Raw genomic sequence first — 21,095 nt, forward strand, 5'->3', positions numbered from 1 at the left:
GATATGATGGAAAATTGGTGATTGTTATTGTATAATTTTAATGGTGATTTATATGAATGAGTATATTAATCGTGGTAAAGAAATATTACGAGAATTAAAAGCAAATGGATACGAAGCTTACTTTGTTGGTGGAGCGGTTAGAGATTATCTACTTAATCTTGATTTTAAAGATGTAGATATCACAACAAATGCACTCCCAGAAGAAGTAATCAATGTATTTGAGAATGTAAAAGAAACTGGAAAAAAATACGGAAGTGTGACTGTTATATTAGATGAATATAAATATGAGGTTACAACATATCGTTTCGATGGTGAGTATAAAGACAATAGAAGACCTGAAGATGTACAGTATTCAACTAAGGTAATCGATGATTTATCAAGAAGAGATTTTACGATGAACGCTATTATTATGGATGAAGATGAGCAAATATTCGATCACTTCAATGCCAAACAGGATTTGAAAGATAAAGTGATCAGAACAATTAATGATGCAGAGAAGAGATTCACAGAAGATGCACTGAGAATGTTACGTGCATTTAGATTTGTTTCAAAACTTGGATTTGATCTTGATTCAGAAACAATTGATGGAATAAAGAAAAGCAAACACTTAATCAAAAACATTTCAATCGAAAGAGTTATGGTTGAATTAGATAAAATCTTAACCAATAAATATAGAAACAAAGCACTAAAATATATGAAAGAAACCTTATTTGATGAAGAACTATATGGAATTGAAAATGGATTAAGATATATTAGTACATTAGAAAATCCATTATCATCTGTTGAAGCATTTATCATTTGTTTCATAAAAGGTGAATGGGACAATGTTTGGAGATTTAGTAATAAGCAAGGAAGACTGATCCTTCAAGTGCTAAATTTACATCAAGTCACAAAAGAAGATTCCTTTAATGAATTTATTGTATTCGTTAATAGAGTAGAAGTATGTCTTCTTGTAAATAGAATTAATGTACTACTTGGATATAAAGATCAAGAAGAACTAGTAACTACAATAGGAGATAACCTAATTGTAAAAGATGTTTGTGATCTTACATTCAAGGGACAAGATATATTACAACTTACTACACTAAAGAAGAGAAGTGTCATTGCGCTAGTAATTGACGATTTATTATATAATGTAATTATGGGGATAATGCCCAACGATTATGATATATTAAAAGAGTTCGCTTTAAAACGTGTTGAAGAATTACAAAGAAAGAGTGATGTTGATGAATAAGTTTTTTTCTTACTTAGATGATTTTAGCCAAATCACTATCATCGTACCAACTGAATATAGAGAGACTGATATACCTAGTTTCAAAGTGGTTGGAAATGATGAAGAAATTGAATTAGAAATTGAAAAAGTAGAAACGATTGGATTTGAAAAGAAATACACTGCTAGATTTGACGGGTATATCCTTTTAAATCAAATGTACTATGTTTTTGACGATGAAGGCATATCTAGTGAACTTTTCACTGGAAAGATTGTTAGAACCGAATTATTTGATGATATATATTATTATGAACAAAGTGATTTAGGGTCATCTTATCGAAGAGATAGAACTAAATTTAAACTTTGGACACCAGTTGCCAAATATATCAAACTTGAATTGGTTGATAAAGCTGGAACAGTAGAAGTACATGATATGGAATACGATAATCAAGGAGTTTGGTATTTAAGACTTCGTGGGGATTATGAAGGATATAAATATCGTTATATATCATATGTGAATGGGAAAGAACATAAACTGACAGATCCATATGCGATTAGCAGTAATGCAAACGCAGAATATAGTTATGTTGTTGATCCTGGTAAGATATATAAAATGCAACACCAAAGACCAAAGTTCAGTGGTGTTCCAACAGACGCTATTATTTACGAAGCACATGTTAGAGACTTTACAATCTCTGATTCTATTTCAACAAAATCAAAAGGGACTTACCTTGGATTTATGGAAGAGAAAGTAAAAACAAAAGAAGGTAACGCAGCTGGAATTGATTACTTAGAAGATTTAGGAATTACACATGTTCAATTACTGCCAATCTATGATTTTGGTGGAGTAGATGAACTAAATAAAGATAAACTATATAACTGGGGTTACAATCCAGAACAGTATAACGTACCTGAAGGGTGGTTCAGTACGGATCCTAATGATCCATATGCTAGAATCAATGAACTAAAAAAACTAATAGATGCATTACATAAAAAAAGTTTAAGAGTAAATATGGATGTTGTATTCAACCATGTATACGATATTAAAACATTCCCGTTTGAAAAAATCATTCCTGGGTATGCGTATCGCTTCGACAAGTCTGGACACTTAACCAACTCAAGTGGTTGTGAAAGTGATTTAGCAACAGAACGAAGAATGATTCGTAAATTCATTTTAGATAGTATTATGTACTGGGCCAAAGAATTTAAGATAGATGGATTCCGTTTTGACTTAATGGGATTGATTGATATTAAAACGATGAACACTTTAAGACAAAAACTAGATCGTTTTAGAAAAGATATTATTGTATATGGTGAAGGGTGGAGAATGAATACTGAAATCGGGTATGAACAAGCAGCTCACATGTATAATAAACATTTGTTATTTAACATTGGACACTTCAATGATAAAACAAGAGAAACAATAAAGGGAGCAACATTTAGTTTAAAAGAAAAAGGATACGCACTTGGTAGTGTGGCACACGCAGATGATGTTAAAAATATACTACTAGGTAGCTCTCAAAATAAATTCTTATTTAGATATCCTTCACAATCTGTGAACTATGTAGAATGCCATGATAATAATACATTCTATGATAAAGCAAAAGGGGCATTACCTGAAGCATTACCAGCAGAACTAAAAAGAAGACAAAGACTTGCTACATCACTTGTCATCTTATCTCAAGGGATTCCATTTATACACGCAGGACAGGAATTCTACAGAACAAAAAACGGAGTAGAAAACTCGTATCGTTCTCCTGATAAAATCAATATGATTAACTGGGATTTACTAGATGAAAACTACGATGATACACAGTATGTAAAAGAGTTACTACGCATTAGAAAAAAATACGATTTATTCAGGCTAACTGCACCATCAAAAGTTAGAGATTATTGTTCGGTTCAGTTTAACGATAATGGAACAATTATCTATACATTAAAAGATGCGGATACTGAATTGAAAGTAATATTTAAAAACAATGATGAACGTGAAATGATACACTTTGATGAAAAATACACTTTGATATTTGACGGAGAAAAACGATCAAGAAGAGTGATATCTAAATTAGAAGTAAATGAAATCACAACGTACATCTTAAAAAGAAAATAGGTGAAAGCATGAAATTTTATGCAAAAATAGATTCGATTAATGAAACGTCATATGACACAAATACATTAAGCGTAATCACAGAAAAAAATGAAAGAATCACATGTCGTATAGACAAAGAAAAAACAGTGAAATGGAATTCAGTTTATTACATGGAAACTGAGAAAATCATCTTTAAAGAACGTGAACAGTATTTAATACATGAGTTTGTTCATATTGATGATGCTGATATTGAGTTTGCTGAAAAAGCAAGATTGATGGAAATATTCTATGAGTTTGCACCACTTGATACAGTAACAATAAAAGAGATTGTAGAGTCTTATATTTCAAGTATCAAAAACGAAGTTATTAAAGAGATTGTAACTTCATTATATGAGGAGATGAAAGATCCATTCTACTTATATCCAGCTGCTACAAAATTCCATCATGCATACATCGGTGGATTAAGTTATCACACATCAACAATGTTAACGTTGATTGATGGGTTTATGAATGTTTATCCATTCTTGAATAAAGACTTACTTGTCGCAGGAATTGTACTTCATGATATCTATAAAACAAAAGAACTAACAAACTATGCAGGACCTGAGTATTCAAAAGAAGGACGTCTACTTGGACATATCACTATGGGTATTAAAGGAATTGAGTTAACTGCTCAAAAACTTGGACATGGTGGATCAGAAGAAGCATTACTAATTGAGCATATGGTATTATCACATCATTACTATGGTAATTACGGGTCTCCTAAGAAACCAATGATTCCAGAAGCATTGATTGTACATTTCATTGATAATGTAGATTCTAAGATGACTGTACTAAAAGAAGTTCTTGATCAAACAGAACCTGGAGAATTCACTTCACCAATTCCTGTTGCTGATCGTGAAAAATTCTATAAATCAAAACTATAAAAAAAAGACCATTTCTGGTCTTTTTTATTTATCTATTATTCAGGGTTTCTTTCGAATAACTCTGGGAATGAAACATCATAATAAGCATTTAACATATCTTCAAGTACATCTGCTAAATCAGCATTTTGTACGAAGTCTACGTTATGATCAATCATGTAATCAGCCATAGCAATTCCGAATCCTGATGTACCAACATAAACGTTGAATACTGGTTGGAAGTAATACTCTATTGCAGCAGTTACACTTTCAGGAAGTTTAACACTAGGGTCTAAACCTTTAGCAGTTTCAACTTGGATTAACATCCATGCTTCAACTTGTGCTTGGTTTGGTACGTGACTTGTGTTTTCAACACCGTCAACATAATAACCAACCTCTTCATCATCATCACCATATGCAAACATTGCACTAGCCATATCGAATGAAGTTCCTTTTGTAACTCTTACTAAGTGAATTCCGAAATCAGTTTCTACTAATCTATCTGCTAGTAAGAATGTTTTATCAATTTCAGTTGATTCATTGTATAACTCATATAAACGTACGATTTCATTTCCAAAATCTTCATCATAATTCTCGATATTGTTTTGGTGAATTTCACCTAATGCTTGAGTTGTAATGAATAAACCATATTCTTTGAATTCAGCCCATTCACTTGTTCCATCAAGTGGTGCGTTTTTATAATCTAATACGATAGTACTGAATGATTTAGTATCATCGTTAAGTTCTGTCATAATTGCATCTTCAAGTGCAGTAACCATTAAGTTATACTCATCAACCTCTGCAGGTGATAATGTAGCTAAGAAGTCACTGTAATCATCAGGGCTTAAGTCTCCATCACGATCAACATATAATAATAAATGAGTAGCGTTTAAACTAACATATCTATCTACTTGATCTTGCATGTGAGCAACAGTTGAATCATAAATGATAGTATCAATAATGAATTCTGTTTTTAAGTCTCTAACTACAAATACATTTGCAAGTACTTCTTCAGTAGTTCTTACATTGAATGCTAAGTAGATGAATTCATCCAAATCCATTGTTGCTGGATCGAATCCGTATTGTTGTACGTATGCTCCATTTAAGAATGCTTCTTCGATATTTGCTAAATCAACATCTCTTAATTCAACTAAATTCTCGTTGTCACTTTCTAAAACGTTTCTATCTGAACCAAATGTTTCAGTGAAATAACCTGAAGCATTTAATACTTTAATTTTAGCCAATTCAATTCCGTATTGTGCACCAACTCTACTCATCATGTAATCGAATAAATCATCAGGAGTAATCATTGTTTCTCCGATTGAAGCGATATATTCTTTATTACCGTCATCGTTTAAGATATAAGTAACTTCAGTACCTTGAGTTTTTGCTTGATAGTCTAATGTTAAACGGAAGAATGGATCGTAGATTGTAAAATCATTTTCAACTCTCAAATCTTCAATTACTGCACTAATAATTGCATCACTAGATAATTGTTCTGCGATTTCTTGTTTTAAAGCAAGTTTCTCAGTATCATCTAATGTAATAAATTCAGGTGCTGGTGTTTGTGATATTTTATAAGTCATTATCATAAATTCACCATATACATTTGAATGAGAATAAGTGTAAGGTATGATTCCTTGTGCATCTAAATCTACTGTTACGAATAGATAGTTTGCAAGTTTAACATAAGGATCATTTGAAGCTTTTCCATCTACCATTTCACTGTAATCTTTAAAAGCAATATCTGCTTGATTAGTACAGAATGATAATTGAGTTTCACCTTCACTAATTGGAGTTTCCCATGGGTTAATGTAATTCCAAACTTTGATATAATAACTAAACACTTCATTTTCACTTAACAATTCAGTATTTGTGTCATTGAAATCAGCTTTTGAAACATCACCGATAGGTTTAGGATTATCTTCACTGTCTAAGTTTAGTGCAGGGTCATATAATCCGATTCCGTGATTTCCATCTTCATCAGTATAACTAGCTACTAGATTGAAATGATCGAATACTTTAGTTGCTTCTACAGAATTTGAGAATCTAAGTTCGAATGAACAAGCAGTTCCTCTGTTTTCTTCATCGTAGAATAACTCTAACATATCATCAGAGATAAAGAATTCGTCTCCTTCTACAGCTGTCATAACTTTGTTTTGTACATATTTCATTTTAGCAATACCTAATGTTACAAATTCAGTTAGGCTTTCATTGCTATCAGGATCGAATCCTAATAATCTAATATTTTGATCAAATGTTTCTAAATATTCTTGGTGTAATTCAGCATCTGCTTGAATTTCAGCAATAATATCTTCATCATCAGTTAAATATTTTAACATGATAATTTCTCTATCTACATCGTCTTGATCTACTAATGCAATATAATCCGCTAATAGAATTGTATCTACATACTCTTCTAAGTAAGGGATCCCTTCAACGTGTTTCATTACATCCCATAGTTCTTGGTATGTAACATTTACTCCATCATCAAGTGTTAAAAACACACTATCTGGGTTCGATATAGGTGCAACTACTTCACTCCTTGCAGCCATAAAATCACAACTAACTGCAGCTATAACTATTGAAGCACATACAGCTATAATAATTGATGCTCTAATAATAAATCCTTTATTCATTGTTATTCACTCCTTAATATTTACGCAATATATATATTATCATTATTATCGAATAAAAACAATCATTATTTATAAGGATAAGTTATAATCAGGTAAGTTACAAATTACATAAATTCAACTACAGTAAATGGATTGTTTTTTTTACGTTATAAGGTATAATATTCAAGGTAGAAGAGGTGGTTTTATGAAGTTGTCTGTTTTAGGTAGTGGAAGTAAAGGGAACACAACATATATTGAACTCGAAAATACGAAAGTATTGATTGATTCAGGATTGTCTTTTAGACAAACAAATAAAAGATTAGAAGATATCAATCTGAATTTAGATTCTTTAGATGGTGTTTTGATAACCCATGAACATTCAGATCATATTGCTGGGTTAAACGTGCTTCTTAAAAAGGTGCCAACAACGTGCTTCTTAACAGAAGAAACGTTTTTATCTTTTCATTATAAACAAAGTGAAAACATCCAAGAATCTCAACTTCATTTTATTGAACCACATCAAGAATTTATGATTGGTAATATCAAGATATACCCAATCAGTGTTTCGCATGATTCTAGTGATGCGGTTGGATATATATTATATGGAGAAGGAAAAAAGATTGTATATATAACAGATACAGGATACTTACCAAAAAAAGATCACGATATTTTAAGAAATGCTGATGCATACATATTTGAAAGTAATTATGATGTCACATTATTATTCACATCAAATAGACCGTTTTATTTAAAACAGAGAATTGATGGAGTAAAAGGTCATATGTCAAATACGGATAGCGCTTATAATTTAAGTCAAATAGTTGGAGATAAAACAAAACATATTATCCTTGCACATCCCTCTAGAGAATGTAATACACCTAAACATGCATCTGACACCTTAAAAGAAGTATTTTCTGACTATGGACTAACAGTCAGTGATTATAATATAATGGTAGCATCACAAGATATACCAACAACTGTAATTGAGGAGGATTAAGAAATGACGAACGAACGAATCATTAAAGAGATTACAACCAAAGCATTACATGTATCAGAGGACAGTGTAATTGTAAAAAACAGATTAATGGGTGGAATGAGTAATTATACATATCTTATCGAAGTAAATGGTGATTTATATACTTTTAGAATCCCAGGAAAAAATGCTGAAAAATTTGTAGATAGAAAAAATGAGCAACATCATATAAATTTAGTACAAACTTTGAACTTGAATAATGAGACGGTTTATTTAGATATAGAAAATGGATTTAAAATCGCAAAATATATTGAAGGACAACCTCTTTCAGAATTAAATCCACTTGACTACTTAAAAGAAGCAAGTGATGTTCTTCATAGTATCCATAGTAGTGAACTTAGAAGTGATTTTGATTATGATCCACTAGGTAGATTAGAACAATATGAAGCATATACATTAGAATATGGGCATAAACACTCAGAAAGATACAATGAATTAAAAGAACGATTCCTATCTTATAAGGATACATATATGGAACAATCAAGACTTGTGTTATCGCATGGTGATTCTCAAATTTCAAACTTTGTAAAAACACCTAATGATAGCCTTAAGTTAATGGACTGGGAATTCACAGGAAACAATGATCCATATTATGATATTGCCTGTTTTGGAAACAATGATTTCAATCATGCACTTGAACTTCTTCCTGTCTATTTAGGGAGAACACCAAAAGTAGAAGAATATAATCGTTTATACTTCTTTAGAAGTTTCCAATGTTTACAGTGGCACAACGTTGCTTTATACAAAGAATTTATCGGGTTATCAGTTGACCTTGGAGTTGATTTTATGTTTGTTGCGAACCTTTATTTAGATAAAGCACAAGGATTTTTAGATAGTATTAAATAAGTTAGTTTAAAAACTAACTTTTTTATTTATAAAGTTCGTGGAATGTAAGTGTTTTCTTTGTTAAAATAAATATGCAACTTATATTGTAAAATGAAATAGTTTGTTTTATAATCTAAAATGTATGACTACGTAATATTAATTACGAAAGAAAATTATATATTGGAGGTAATGTCATTATGGCAAAAAAAGTATTCCAATCGATGGACGGAAACCAAGCTGCTGCACACGTTGCATATGCATTCACAGAAGTAGCGGGAATCTATCCAATCACACCATCTTCACCGATGGCAGAATACACAGATTTATGGGCATCTCAAGGTAAGAAGAACTTATTTGATATGCCAGTAAAAGTAATTGAAATGCAATCTGAAGCTGGAGCTGCTGGTACTGTACACGGTTCTTTACAAGCTGGAGCATTAACAACTACTTACACAGCATCTCAAGGGTTACTGTTAAAGTTACCAAACATGTACAAAATCGCTGGGGAATTATTACCAGGTGTTATTCATGTTGCTGCAAGAAGTATCGCGGTTCAAGCATTAAGTATCTTTGGAGATCATCAAGATGTTATGGCTGCAAGACAAACTGGGTTCGCAATCTTATCAAGTGGATCAGTACAAGAAGTAATGGATTTAGGAGCAGTAGCACATTTATCTGCAATTAAATCAAGTATTCCTTTCTTACATTTCTTTGACGGTTTCAGAACGTCTCATGAAGTGAATAAAGTAGAAGTAATGGATTACGAAGATCTAGACAGATTATTAGACAGAGATGCAGTTGCTGCATTTAGAAAAAGAGCATTAAATAGTTCTAAACCTGTTACTACAGGAGCTGCACAAAACGATGACGTTTATATGCAAGCTCGTGAAATCCAAGACAAATATTACGAAAACGTACCTGCTATCGTAGCTGAATACTTAGCTGAGATTAGCAAAATTACTGGTCGTAACTATGCACCATTTGTTTATTATGGAGCAGAAGATGCAACTGATGTTATCATCGCAATGGGTTCTGTAACTGAAGCGATTGAAGAAACAGTTGATTACTTACAAAAACAAGGACGTAAAGTTGGTTTAGTAACTGTACATTTATATCGTCCATTCAGCATAGAGTACTTAATGAACGTTATGCCTAAATCAGTTGAAAGAATCACTGTTTTAGAAAGAACGAAAGAATCTGGATCTATTGGTGAACCTTTAACATTAGATATCCAATCTGTTTACTACGGTAAAGAGAACGCTCCTGAAATCTTCAGCGGTCGTTACGGATTATCATCAAAAGATACAACTCCAGGACAAATCTTAGCTGCTTACGACAACATGGTTGGCGAAAAACGTGCTAGATTTACAATCGGAATTGTTGATGATGTTAACCATACATCATTAGTAAATGAAGAAATCGATACACAACCTGATGGAACAACTGAATTATTATTCTTCGGATTTGGTTCTGATGGTACTGTTGGTGCTTCTAAAAACACAATAAAAATTATTGGGGAAAACACTGATTTATACGGTCAAGCTTATTCAAGTTATGATTCTAAAAAATCTGGTGGTGTAACACGTATGCATTTACGTTTTGGACCTACTCCAATCCGTTCTACATATTTAGTAAATCAACCACACTTCGTATCTTGTAGTAAAGATTCATACTTAACTCAATACGATATGGTTAACGGTATCCGTGAAGGTGGAACATTCTTACTTAACACGGTAGTACCAGTTGATGAAGTTGAAGCTTTATTACCAAATAAAGTTAAAAAACAATTGGCTGAGAAAAATGCAAAATTATTTATCATAAATGCTGTTAAATTAGCTGAAGAAGCTGGTTTAGGAATTATGATTAATACAATAATGCAATCTGCATTCTTTGCATTAAACGAACAAATCTTACCTTACGATAAAGCTGTTAAGCTTATGAAGAAATATGCTGAAAAAGCATACGGACGTAAAGGTCAAGAAATCGTTGACAAAAACTACAAAGCAATCGATGCAGGAGCAGCTGGATTAATCGAATTAGCTGTTAAACCTGAATGGGCTGACTTAAAAGTTGAAGCAGTAGTAGTAGATAGTACAAGACCAGACTTCGTTAGAAACATCGCTGATCCTGTTAATGCAATTAAAGGATATGATTTACCTGTATCTGCATTCACTGGTTATGAAGATGGAACAATGGATAATGGTGGAACTGCATATGAAAAACGTGGAATCGCTAACTATGTACCTGAATGGATAGATGATAACTGTATTCAATGTAACCAATGTGCATTTGCTTGTCCTCATGCAGTAATTAGACCTTTCTTATTAACGGAAGAAGAAATGTCAAATGCGCCTGAAGGATTAACTACTTTAGATGCTCGTGGTAAAGGATTAGAAGGATTGAAATACAAAATCCAAATCTCTACATTAGATTGTACAGGTTGTGGTGTATGTGTTGAAGTATGTCCTGCTAAAACTAAAGCACTAGCGATGGCACCTATCGGTGAAGAAATCGAAAAAGGTGAAATCAAAAACTCAGAATACTTATTCAACGATGTTACTTATAAAGATGACTTAGTTGGTAAGACAAATGCTAAAAACTCACAATTCGCAAAACCATTATTTGAATTTAGTGGTGCTTGTGCTGGTTGTGGAGAAACTCCTTATGTTAAATTAGTAACTCAGTTATTCGGTGAAAGAATGCAAATTGCTAATGCAACAGGATGTTCAAGTATTTATGGTGCATCATTCCCTGCTACTCCATATACAACATTATCAAATGGACGTGGACCTGCATGGGCAAACTCATTATTCGAAGATAACGCAGAATTCGGATATGGTATGAGACATGCTAATGAAGCATTAAGAGATAGATTACAAAACTTATTTGTTAACAATAAAGATAATGTTACTAAAGAAACTGCAGAACTATTTAAAACATGGATTGAAAATAGAACTGATGGTGACATCTCATTAGACGTTTATAACAAGTTAATGCCAATCGTACAAGATTCTGATGAAGCTTGGGCGAAAGAAGTTGATGAGTTATCAAACTATATCGTTAAACAATCAAACTGGATCATTGGTGGAGACGGTTGGGCTTATGACATCGGTTACGGTGGATTAGACCACGTTATCGCTAACAGCGAAGATATCAACATCTTAGTATTAGATACAGAAGTGTATTCAAATACAGGTGGACAATCTTCTAAATCAGCTCCAACTGGTTCAATTGCTAAATTTACTGCATCTGGTAAAGAAGGTAAGAAAAAAGATTTAGCTGCAATCGCTATGAGTTATGGACATGTTTATGTTGCTCAAGTATCTCATGGTGCTTCACAGAAACAAGTTCTTGATGCATTCAGAGAAGCAGAAGCTTACAAAGGACCATCAATCATCTTAGCATACTCACCATGTATTGCTCACAAAATCAAAGGTGGATTAACTAACTCTGGGAACCAAGCAAAATTAGCTACAGAATGTGGTTACTGGCCAACATTTAAATTTGATCCAAGATTAGAACCTGCTGGAACTAATCCATTCAAAATAACTTCTAAAGCTCCTAACTGGGATCGTTATAGAGAGTTCTTAATGAATGAAGCTCGTTATGCTCAATTAGTGGATATTAACCCTGATAAAGCAGAAGAATTATATAACGCAAACTTATATGAAGCAAAACGTAGATATGCAATGTATACACGTTATGCTGCAATGGATTATAGCATTTCTGAATAATACTAAAGGTACGATTTTAAAGTCGTACCTTTTTATTATTGATTTTTTACAAATAAGCCTGTATAATATACTGTTACAAACGGAAAGAGGTGATTAGATGGAGAAAGTAATCGACATCTGGTATATCCTTGAAACAATTGGTTTAACCATATTATTTGTTGGTTTAATTGGTTACGAGAGACAAAGAAAACACAAGATTGCTGGGCTCACAACTCACATCCTAGTCGCACTTGGGGCTGCAGGTATTACACTTGTACAGGAAATGATGGTACAAGATGCAATCGAGTTTATTAGAGCTAACCCAGATTTAGCACAGAATGTTATGTTAGAAAGACAACGTATCATTGCTCAAATCATTACAGGGGTCGGTTTTCTAGGTGCTGGTGCTATACTTAAAACAAATGGTTATATAACAGGTTTAACAACAGCTTCAAGTTTATGGATTAGTGCAATTATTGGTATTATATTTGCATCCGGTTACACTATATTAGGTATAGTGGTCAGTTTATCTGCATTTTTAGTTTTAACAATAATAAAAGGATTTTTCGGCACGAAATATTCGACATAAGGAGTGGACTATGATTAACATGAGCAATGTAAAAAAACATTATAAATTTCGCTTAGATGAAATTAGAAAAAATGAAGTTGAAAAAGGAAAAGTTGTTTTAGTTGGAGATTGTGTTTTTGATAACATCCAACTTGACGAGTTAATAGACGACGAAATAATATACAATAATGGAATCTGCGGTGATACTACGATATTACTGAAAGATACCTTGTATAAACGAGCAATAAAATATAAACCAAGTACATTATTTCTTTCAATTGGAAGTAATGACATTGGATTTGATAAACGAGATGTAAAAGAAGTGTATAATAACATAGTTGAGATTATAAATGAAGTTAAGTTAAGATCAAAAGATACTACAATTGTTGTAATGTCAGTCTTACCTGTGAACCCTGTTCATCAAGATCACATTAACAGAGATTATGTTGATAAAAGAAGTAACTTCGATATTAATATGCTGAATTATTACATAAGAAATTATACATCAAGAAATAGAATTAAGTTTTTAAATCTTAACCCACATCTTGCAAATAACTTTGAACAACTTAACTTAGAGTATACATCTGACGGTTTTCATTTGAATGAACAAGGTTATGAAGTATTATCGGAATTAATATTACAATACGTATAGAGAGCATTTTTGCTCTCTTTTTTATTTGTAAATATTCTTTTACGAAAATAAACGAAAACCTTTTAGTTTCATTTTTTTTGTGCTATAATCACAAATGTAAGAGTTTTTAGGAGGAATATTATGAAAAAATTAATGATAGTTTTCGCGGTGCTTTTAGTAACATTGTCATTAGCCGGTTGTGAAGAGAAACCAGTAGATGACAGTGGATCAATTACAGTAATAGATTTTACAGGTATGACATTCACAGAAGTTCTTCAATGGGGTAATACTAATAAGATAAATATTAAATCATCAAGTGAATATCGTGATGATGTGGAACCAAGTACAGTATTTGATCAGGAGTTTGAAGCAGGAACAAAACTTGAAGAGTGGGATGAATTAACAGTGTACTATTCAAGAGGGTATGATCCTGATGGAGAAGTTGTAGTTCCTGATTTTACAGGGTTATCAAAAGAAGCAATCGAAGAATGGTTGGATTCAAATGATATCGGGAAATATAGATTCTACGAAACATTTAGTCCAGACATTGTTAAAGATGGTTATGTTAAATTCGATGTGGAACAAATAGATGATTCATTAACTAATTACGTAAGAAGAGATCAATTCAACTTTTATTTTAGTAAAGGTGAATTAGAAATAGAAACAGTAGACTTCAGTGCAACTGGAAAAGTTCGTGGAGTTAATTTAGGTGGATGGTTTGTTTTAGAAAGCTGGATGTCACCTGAGTTATTTGAAGGTATTAACGGTGCACATGATGAAACAACTTGGATTATAAATAATCCGAATGCAGAAGCAGATTTAATTGAACACTGGGAAACATTTATCACAGAAGAAGATTTTGAATTCTTAAGTGATATCGGTATTGATTACATACGTTTACCAATTCCTTGGTGGATGTGGGGAGATTCAGCATATCAGGATGAGTTATTACCTTTATGGGATGATGCATCACAAACTCATATAATGACAGATTACGCTGTAACTTATATTAATAGCGTACAATATATTGATCAAGCTATGACTTGGGCAGAGGAGTATGGAATTGATGTGTTAGTTGATTTACATACAGCACCAGGTGGACAAAATGGATTTGATAATGGTGGTTTAGCGGGTGTTAATGAGTTCGCAAAACCGGAGTATGTAACACAAACATTATTGAAAATAAGAGATATGGTTCAACACTTTAATCAGTTTGATTCATTCTGGGGATTTGAGTTATTAAATGAACCTGGATGGGGAGTACCTCTTGATGTTTTACAAGATTTCTATGTAGATGGATATAATATTATTAGAGCGTACAATCCAGATGTTTGGGTAGGTATGCATGATGGATTTAGAGGTTATATGACTTCTGAATGGACAGAATTCTTCCAAAGCACAGAGAATAATTTTACAAATGTATTCTTTGATGTTCACTTGTATCATGTATTTGGTGAATGGACAGATTTTGATATCTTTGATCATATAGAATGGGTTAAAGTAGAAGATTTTAAATCCGTTCATAGATGGGATGGAATTGTACCTGTAATAGTTGGTGAATGGAGTGGTGGATTACCAGTAGTTCTTTACGAAGGACTAGATCAAGAATCAGCCAACGAAATGAAGGAAGCATTCTTAGCTGCACAGTTTAATGTATTCGAAGGTGGATTTGGACACTTCTTCTGGAATTACCAGATATTACAAGGGTCACATATGGAATGGGATATCGTTAGATTAGTAGAAGCAGGATTAGTACCAACAGATTGGTCACCAACAGAAGAAACTGAATAAGTTTCTTCTTTTTTTTATACTTTGAGTTTCTTATTTATAAAATTAATAATATTATACTTACGAAAACCACGTATGAAACCAGTTACATATGGCTTTATTACTAACTAAAATTAACGAAAACAGCAAAATCATTGTTAAGGGCTTTGTTGTAAGATGTAAGCGATTTTAGAAAACGGTTTAGAAAGTCATTGAAAACGATTTCGTTGTATGATATACTTTTACTGTGTAAAGTAGCATAGTAAATTACCGTAGTCTATAAAAAGGCAAAAGGTGGTTAATCTATGTAATAAAAATAAATAGGAGGATTTTGATTAAAATGAAGAAAATTTTATTATTATTGGCGATTTTCAGCCTTGGAATTAGTCTATCGGCATGTACTGAGCCTGAAGATGACAATCCTGTAGTTGATTGTGATGTAACTCCAAATCATGAAGATTGCGACGAACCTGATCCTGTCACACTATCATTTAGTGGTTTAACGGCAGATGTAACAGTTGAGCAAGACGAAGTATTTAATGTATTAACTGGTGTAACTGCTGCTGGTAGCGATGGAACTGATTTTACGGAAAACATCGTTGTAGATAGTGCAGATTGTTATATTGATGATATGCATGTAATAAGTACTGCAAACCCAACTACGTGTATTCTTGAATACTCAGTAACTGGTGCTGGAGGATTTATTAGAGAATTTGTAACTTTAACTATTAACCAAAAAACAATGACAGATGATGATTTCGGTCCTGAACTTAAAGTTTGGAATTGGGATACTGCTGCAGATAACGATGGATGGAATATCTACGTTGCTGGTGGTGGAGCTGTTGTAGTTTCATGGGACGAAGTTGAACATGGTGGATCTATGAAGTTAGAAACTGTATCTGGTGGTTTAAGATATGAAACTAGATTAGACTTCCAAGGGTTAGCTATGGAACCTGGACAACCTTACTTAGTAAGATTTGATGCTAAATCAAGTATCGATGGTAAAAAATTCCACTTTAATTTTGGTGAATTAATACCTAGTGCTCCTTGGTTTACTCCATTCAAAATAGAAGGTGAAGAAATCTTTACTTTAACTGATGAGTGGGCAACTTATGAGTTTTGGTTCAATATGGAACTGAATAATCAAAATGGTGGACCTGTACTTGAAATGGGTAACATTGAAGGTTCTGAAGGTTTAGACGCTACAATCTGGTTTGACAATTTAGTTGTTAAAGGTGGTAGTGGTGAAGATGTATTTGCACCTGTTATTAGTGGTGTAATGGATTCTACTATTTATATAGAAGATGCTGTAACTTTCGATGCACTTGAAGGTGTAACTGCTCTTGATGGTGTTGATGGAGATTTAACTTCAGCAATATTCGTTAATGGAGATACTGTTGATCCTTTAGTTGCTGGTGTATATTACTTAAGCTATGCTGTATATGATGCAGCTGGTAACTATGATTTAGTTGAACGTTGGGTAACTGTAATGGCAGATACTGAAGCTCCTGTATTATCAGGTGTTGAAGATGCAACTGCTTTTGTTGGTGAAGGTTTAACTGCATTAACAGACGTAATGGCTGTTGATGGTAGAGACGGAGACGTAACTGCAAATATCGTATTATCTGGTGATGTATTTGAAGTTGACGTACCTGGTGTATATAACGTAACTTATACTGTTGTTGATGCTTTAGGTAATGAAGCAACTGCTGATCGTGTAATTACTATATTAGACTTAACATTTGAAGATACTGATTTAATTACAAATGGTAACTTTGAAGCTGTGGCATGGCAATTCTTTACTCAAGAATGGGTAGGAGCTGCAACTAAATTCAACATCGTTGATGGACAAGTTGTCGCAGAAGTTCAAGCATTTGGAGACAACTGGTCTCAAATTATTGAACAACCTGGTGTAGCTATGGGTGCAAACAAAACTTATCGTGTTTCATTCGACGCTATGAGTACTGTTGAACGTGACGTAGAAGTAGAATTAGGAGATAGTGGTTTAGCTAATCAATATGTAACTGTTGGAACTACAATGGAAACTCATACTGTAGAATTCACAATGGGTGCAGAAGATAAAACTGTTATATTCAAAATTCTATTTGGTAATGTTAATGCCGCTGCATTAAGCACAATGACTTTCGATAACATTATGTTAGAAGAAACTACTGCTGTTGATGGTGACATCGTTGCAGATACTAACGTGTTATTAAATAGTGATTTCTCTGAAATGACTATGCTTGAAGGTTGGGGTTCTTGGTCAGAAGCTGGAGACGAAGACTTCAGAGTATATTACAATGAAGGTTGGTTTACTTATAATGCTGCAGGTGATGCATCATGGAAAAACAAATTAGAACAAGGTGGAATTGCTTTAGTAGCTGGTGAGACTTACCGTTTAACATTCAAAGCAAAAGGTGATTTAGCTAGAGACTTCCAAGTAAGCTTCTGGGATGGATCTGCTGGAACTGAATCAGGAGCGTTAGCTCTTACTACAGATTTCCAAGAGTTTACATTTATCTTTGAATATAATGGTGGAGCTTCACAAACTCTAGAATTCCAATTAGGACAATTAACTGAAAACTTCGCAGGAACTAGATTCTTCTTAGACGATGTAAAAATCGAAGTTGCTATACCTGGTGAAGGTGAAGATGTATATGAAATGACAGACTTAATGCCAAACGGTACATTTGATGTAAACCCATGGTACATGTGGGCTGCTGACTGGAACTCTACATCTGTAACTGCAGATTTCAGTGGTGGAAATGCAGTATTTGATATCGTAGACTTCGGTGCTGAAAACTGGAACATCCAATTTGTACAAGAAGGACTTGCATTAGTTGAAAATAAAACATATCGTTTAACATTTGAAGCTATGACTACTGTTGATAGAGATGTTAACGTTAAAGTTATTGCTGCAGATGGAACAGAGTATACTGAAACTGTAAGTTTAACTACTACAACAGCTACATATACTGTAGATTTCACATTCGCACAAGCGGATAGTGCTGCTAAAATTTCAATCGAAATGGGTGGACCTAATGATGGTGGAATCGTAGTTGCTGTACCAAGTGTTATAACTTACGATAACGTAATGTTAGAAGAAACTACTGCTATTGATGGTGACTTAGTTGTCGATACTGATCAAGTAGTAAACGGAGATTTTGGATTCACAAATCTTAACGGATGGTCTTCATGGACTGCTGACTGGTTAGATCCAATGATTACAGGTTCATTATCAGAAGCATGGAACGAATTAGTATTCACATATGACGGGGCTGGAACTGAATCTTGGAACCACCAAATTAACTTCGATGGAATCACTTGGGAAGTTGGAAAAACTTACAAGTTAAGTTTCGATGCTAAAGGTGATGCTGCAAGAGATTTCCAAGTAAACGTATATGATGGTTCAAATGGATATGAAACTGGTATCTTAGCACTGGGTACTGAATTCCAATCATACGAGCATGTATTTACATATATGAATAACCCTGTTGCAAAAGTTGAATTCCAATTAGGTAAAATTTCTGATAACTTCGCTGGAACAATGTTCTATTTAGACAATGTTAAAATCGAAGTATTAGTAGAAGATGAGCCTGTTGTTATCGTTCCTGTATGGAATGGTTACGGTGGAACTACTGCTGTTGAAGGTGAAGACGATGTTGTAATTACTTATGACGTGACTACTGAATGGTGGTGGGATTTTAGTGCTCAACACGAATTCCTAGAATTTGATGGAACTAATAATGCAATTGATTTCACATTTACTGGTGAAGTTGGACATAAATATGTATTTAAAGTAGAATCTGGTAGTCTTAATAAAGAAGTTAAAATCGATGGTGACGGAACTGAGCAAACTGTTCAAATCGCACTTACAGATTGGACTGAAGAACAAAGAGATGCTTTAAGTAAAGTTATCGTATTTACTGAAGGTGCTGCTGGAACTGCGGGTACAGTTACTGTTTCATACGAAGGTTTAGTTATTGCTATTCCTGATCCTGTATGGGTTGGTATGAGCACAACTACTGTAGTTGAAGGTACTGGAGATGTTGCAATCACTTATGATATCGCTACTGAATGGTGGTGGGATTTCAACGCTCAACAACAAAACGTTGTATTTGATGGAACTAATGACGCAATTGAATTCACATTTACTGGTGTTGTTGGACATAACTATAAGTTCAAAGTAGAAGCTCCAGGTGGTTTAAACAAAGAAACTGCTGACATCACAGGTGATGGATTAGAGCAAACAATCGTATTAGATTTAAGCGATTGGACTTTAGAACAAAGAAATTCATTAAGTTTAGTAGTTGTATTCTGTACAACTCAAACTGCAACTGGTACTGTAAACGTTGCTTATGAAGGAATTGTTTTACCTTAGTAAGTGAAGCAAATTATAAATAAAACGGAGTAGAAATACTCCGTTTTTTTTGTACACAAACTACTATAAATAGTTTTATAAATAAGTATTTAAAAAATATATCGTTTCACTTCCATTATATAAGTATATAATGTAGAATATTTATGAGTTAAAGGAGGTATGTGTATGAGCACTTTAATTATTAAAAACTTACACGCCGAAGTTGAAGGCAAAGAAATATTAAAAGGTGTAGATCTAACTATAAATGGTGGAGAAACACACGCAATAATGGGGCCAAATGGTACAGGTAAATCAACATTAGCCAGCGTTATTATGGGTCACCCAAAATATACTGTTACCAAAGGGGAAGTTTTACTTGATGGTAAGAACGTATTAGATATGGAAGTAGATGAACGAGCTAGAGCTGGTTTATTTTTAGGGATGCAACATCCCGCAGAAGTACCTGGAGTTACAAATAGTGACTTTATCAAGACTGCAATGAATTCAAGACTTGAAGAAGGTAAAAACATTTCATTATTTAAGTTCATTCGTGAATACGATATAGCAGTAACTGATCTTAAAATGAATTCAGATTTACCACATAGATATCTTAATGAAGGTTTTAGCGGTGGAGAGAAGAAACGTAATGAAATTCTTCAAATGAAAATGTTAAAACCAAAGATAGCAATACTAGATGAGATTGATAGTGGACTAGATGTAGATGCACTTAAAATCGTTGGTGAAAATGTAACAGCGATGAAGAATAAAGATCTTGGATTATTATTAATCACACATTATCAAAGATTATTAGAGTATATTGAAGCAGACATCATTCACGTAATGATGAAAGGTAAAATCGTAAGATCTGGAGATAGTTCATTAATGAAACGTATCGATACTGAAGGTTACGATTGGTTAAAAGAAGAATTGGGAATCGAAGATGAAAGAGTTATTGTTGAAGAAGAAGAGGAAAGAGTAATGCTTGGTACATGTGCTACTAAGGAAGCTTTAGACCTATAATGCTACAATATAACAAAACAGAATTATTAAATGAAGATATCCCAGAGAAATTAGTAGAATTAACAAAAAGTTTAGATAATTTTGTCATTGTTAAAGATGGTAGAATTATCGCAGAACAACTTGATAAAGAGTTCGAAGATTTATATATTAAGCAAATAGACGAAGCTTTAGTTGATATGCCTGATTTATTTGAAGGAAGTTTATTCAATTCATACAAAGAAGAAGCATATGACTATAACTTTGAAGAATGTAATAGTGGTATCGTTATATACGTTAGACCTAATGAAATATATACAAAATCATTATTTGTGTTTTACGTACAAGAAAACGGTGAATTTGTTAATAACACAACTCTATTA

The 21,095-nt window shown here is 33.1% G+C and carries 13 protein-coding genes; 12 read left to right on the plus strand and 1 reads right to left on the minus strand.

The genetic code is table 11. The features are described from left to right. Window positions 1-52: 52 nt before the first annotated feature. From AC2LE6_RS03855 to AC2LE6_RS03865, 3 genes are read left to right on the plus strand one after another with little or no spacing between them, the layout of a single operon-like run. A complete protein-coding gene (locus AC2LE6_RS03855; protein ID WP_484477933.1) occupies window positions 53-1,234 on the plus strand; it encodes a CCA tRNA nucleotidyltransferase in 1,182 nt (393 codons plus the stop codon). Then, on the plus strand, window positions 1,227-3,320 hold the full coding sequence (pulA, locus tag AC2LE6_RS03860; protein ID WP_484477934.1) for a type I pullulanase: 2,094 nt from the start codon (window positions 1,227-1,229) through the stop codon (window positions 3,318-3,320). The genes AC2LE6_RS03855 and pulA overlap by 8 nt, the downstream gene beginning before the upstream one ends. 8 nt (window positions 3,321-3,328) lie before the next feature. Continuing rightward, the gene (locus tag AC2LE6_RS03865; protein WP_484477935.1) at window positions 3,329-4,225 is read left to right on the plus strand and encodes an HD domain-containing protein; all 897 of its coding nucleotides are present in this window, start codon (window positions 3,329-3,331) and stop codon (window positions 4,223-4,225) included. A 35-nt stretch (window positions 4,226-4,260) separates the two neighbouring features. On the opposite strand, the gene AC2LE6_RS03870 is transcribed toward AC2LE6_RS03865, so the two are convergent. Then, window positions 4,261-6,840, minus strand: coding sequence for a hypothetical protein (locus tag AC2LE6_RS03870; RefSeq protein ID WP_484477936.1), 2,580 nt, complete (start codon window positions 6,838-6,840; stop codon window positions 4,261-4,263). 184 nt (window positions 6,841-7,024) lie between these two features. On the opposite strand from AC2LE6_RS03870, the gene AC2LE6_RS03875 reads away from it, so the two are divergent. The 9 genes from AC2LE6_RS03875 to AC2LE6_RS03915 all read left to right on the plus strand — a co-directional run. Further along, window positions 7,025-7,816, plus strand: coding sequence for an MBL fold metallo-hydrolase (locus tag AC2LE6_RS03875; RefSeq protein WP_484477937.1), 792 nt, complete (start codon window positions 7,025-7,027; stop codon window positions 7,814-7,816). Between the two features lie 3 nt (window positions 7,817-7,819). After that, entirely contained in the window at window positions 7,820-8,698 is an 879-nt protein-coding gene (locus tag AC2LE6_RS03880; RefSeq protein ID WP_484477938.1) for a phosphotransferase, read from the plus strand. Window positions 8,699-8,874: 176 nt separating this feature from the next. Continuing rightward, window positions 8,875-12,411: a pyruvate:ferredoxin (flavodoxin) oxidoreductase gene (gene nifJ, locus AC2LE6_RS03885; protein ID WP_484477939.1), complete on the plus strand. Its 3,537-nt coding sequence runs from the start codon at window positions 8,875-8,877 to the stop codon at window positions 12,409-12,411. Between the two features lie 97 nt (window positions 12,412-12,508). After that, the gene (locus AC2LE6_RS03890; protein ID WP_484477940.1) at window positions 12,509-12,979 is read left to right on the plus strand and encodes an MgtC/SapB family protein; all 471 of its coding nucleotides are present in this window, start codon (window positions 12,509-12,511) and stop codon (window positions 12,977-12,979) included. Between the two features lie 10 nt (window positions 12,980-12,989). Next, the gene (locus AC2LE6_RS03895; protein WP_484477941.1) at window positions 12,990-13,610 is read left to right on the plus strand and encodes a GDSL-type esterase/lipase family protein; all 621 of its coding nucleotides are present in this window, start codon (window positions 12,990-12,992) and stop codon (window positions 13,608-13,610) included. Window positions 13,611-13,730: 120 nt separating this feature from the next. Then, window positions 13,731-15,380 carry a cellulase family glycosylhydrolase gene (locus AC2LE6_RS03900; RefSeq protein WP_484477942.1) on the plus strand — a complete coding sequence of 550 codons (1,650 nt, stop codon included), beginning with the start codon at window positions 13,731-13,733 and terminating at the stop codon, window positions 15,378-15,380. Between the two features lie 316 nt (window positions 15,381-15,696). Beyond that, window positions 15,697-19,737 (plus strand): carbohydrate binding domain-containing protein, encoded by a 4,041-nt coding sequence (locus tag AC2LE6_RS03905; protein WP_484477943.1) that lies wholly within the window; start codon window positions 15,697-15,699, stop codon window positions 19,735-19,737. A 159-nt stretch (window positions 19,738-19,896) separates the two neighbouring features. Continuing rightward, entirely contained in the window at window positions 19,897-20,736 is an 840-nt protein-coding gene (gene sufC / locus AC2LE6_RS03910; RefSeq protein ID WP_484477944.1) for a Fe-S cluster assembly ATPase SufC, read from the plus strand. Continuing rightward, window positions 20,736-21,095 (plus strand): hypothetical protein (locus AC2LE6_RS03915; RefSeq protein WP_484477945.1); only part of this gene is annotated, 360 nt, incomplete at its 3' end. The genes sufC and AC2LE6_RS03915, both read left to right, overlap by 1 nt.

The sequence above is a fragment of the Candidatus Izemoplasma sp. genome (assembly GCF_982632705.1).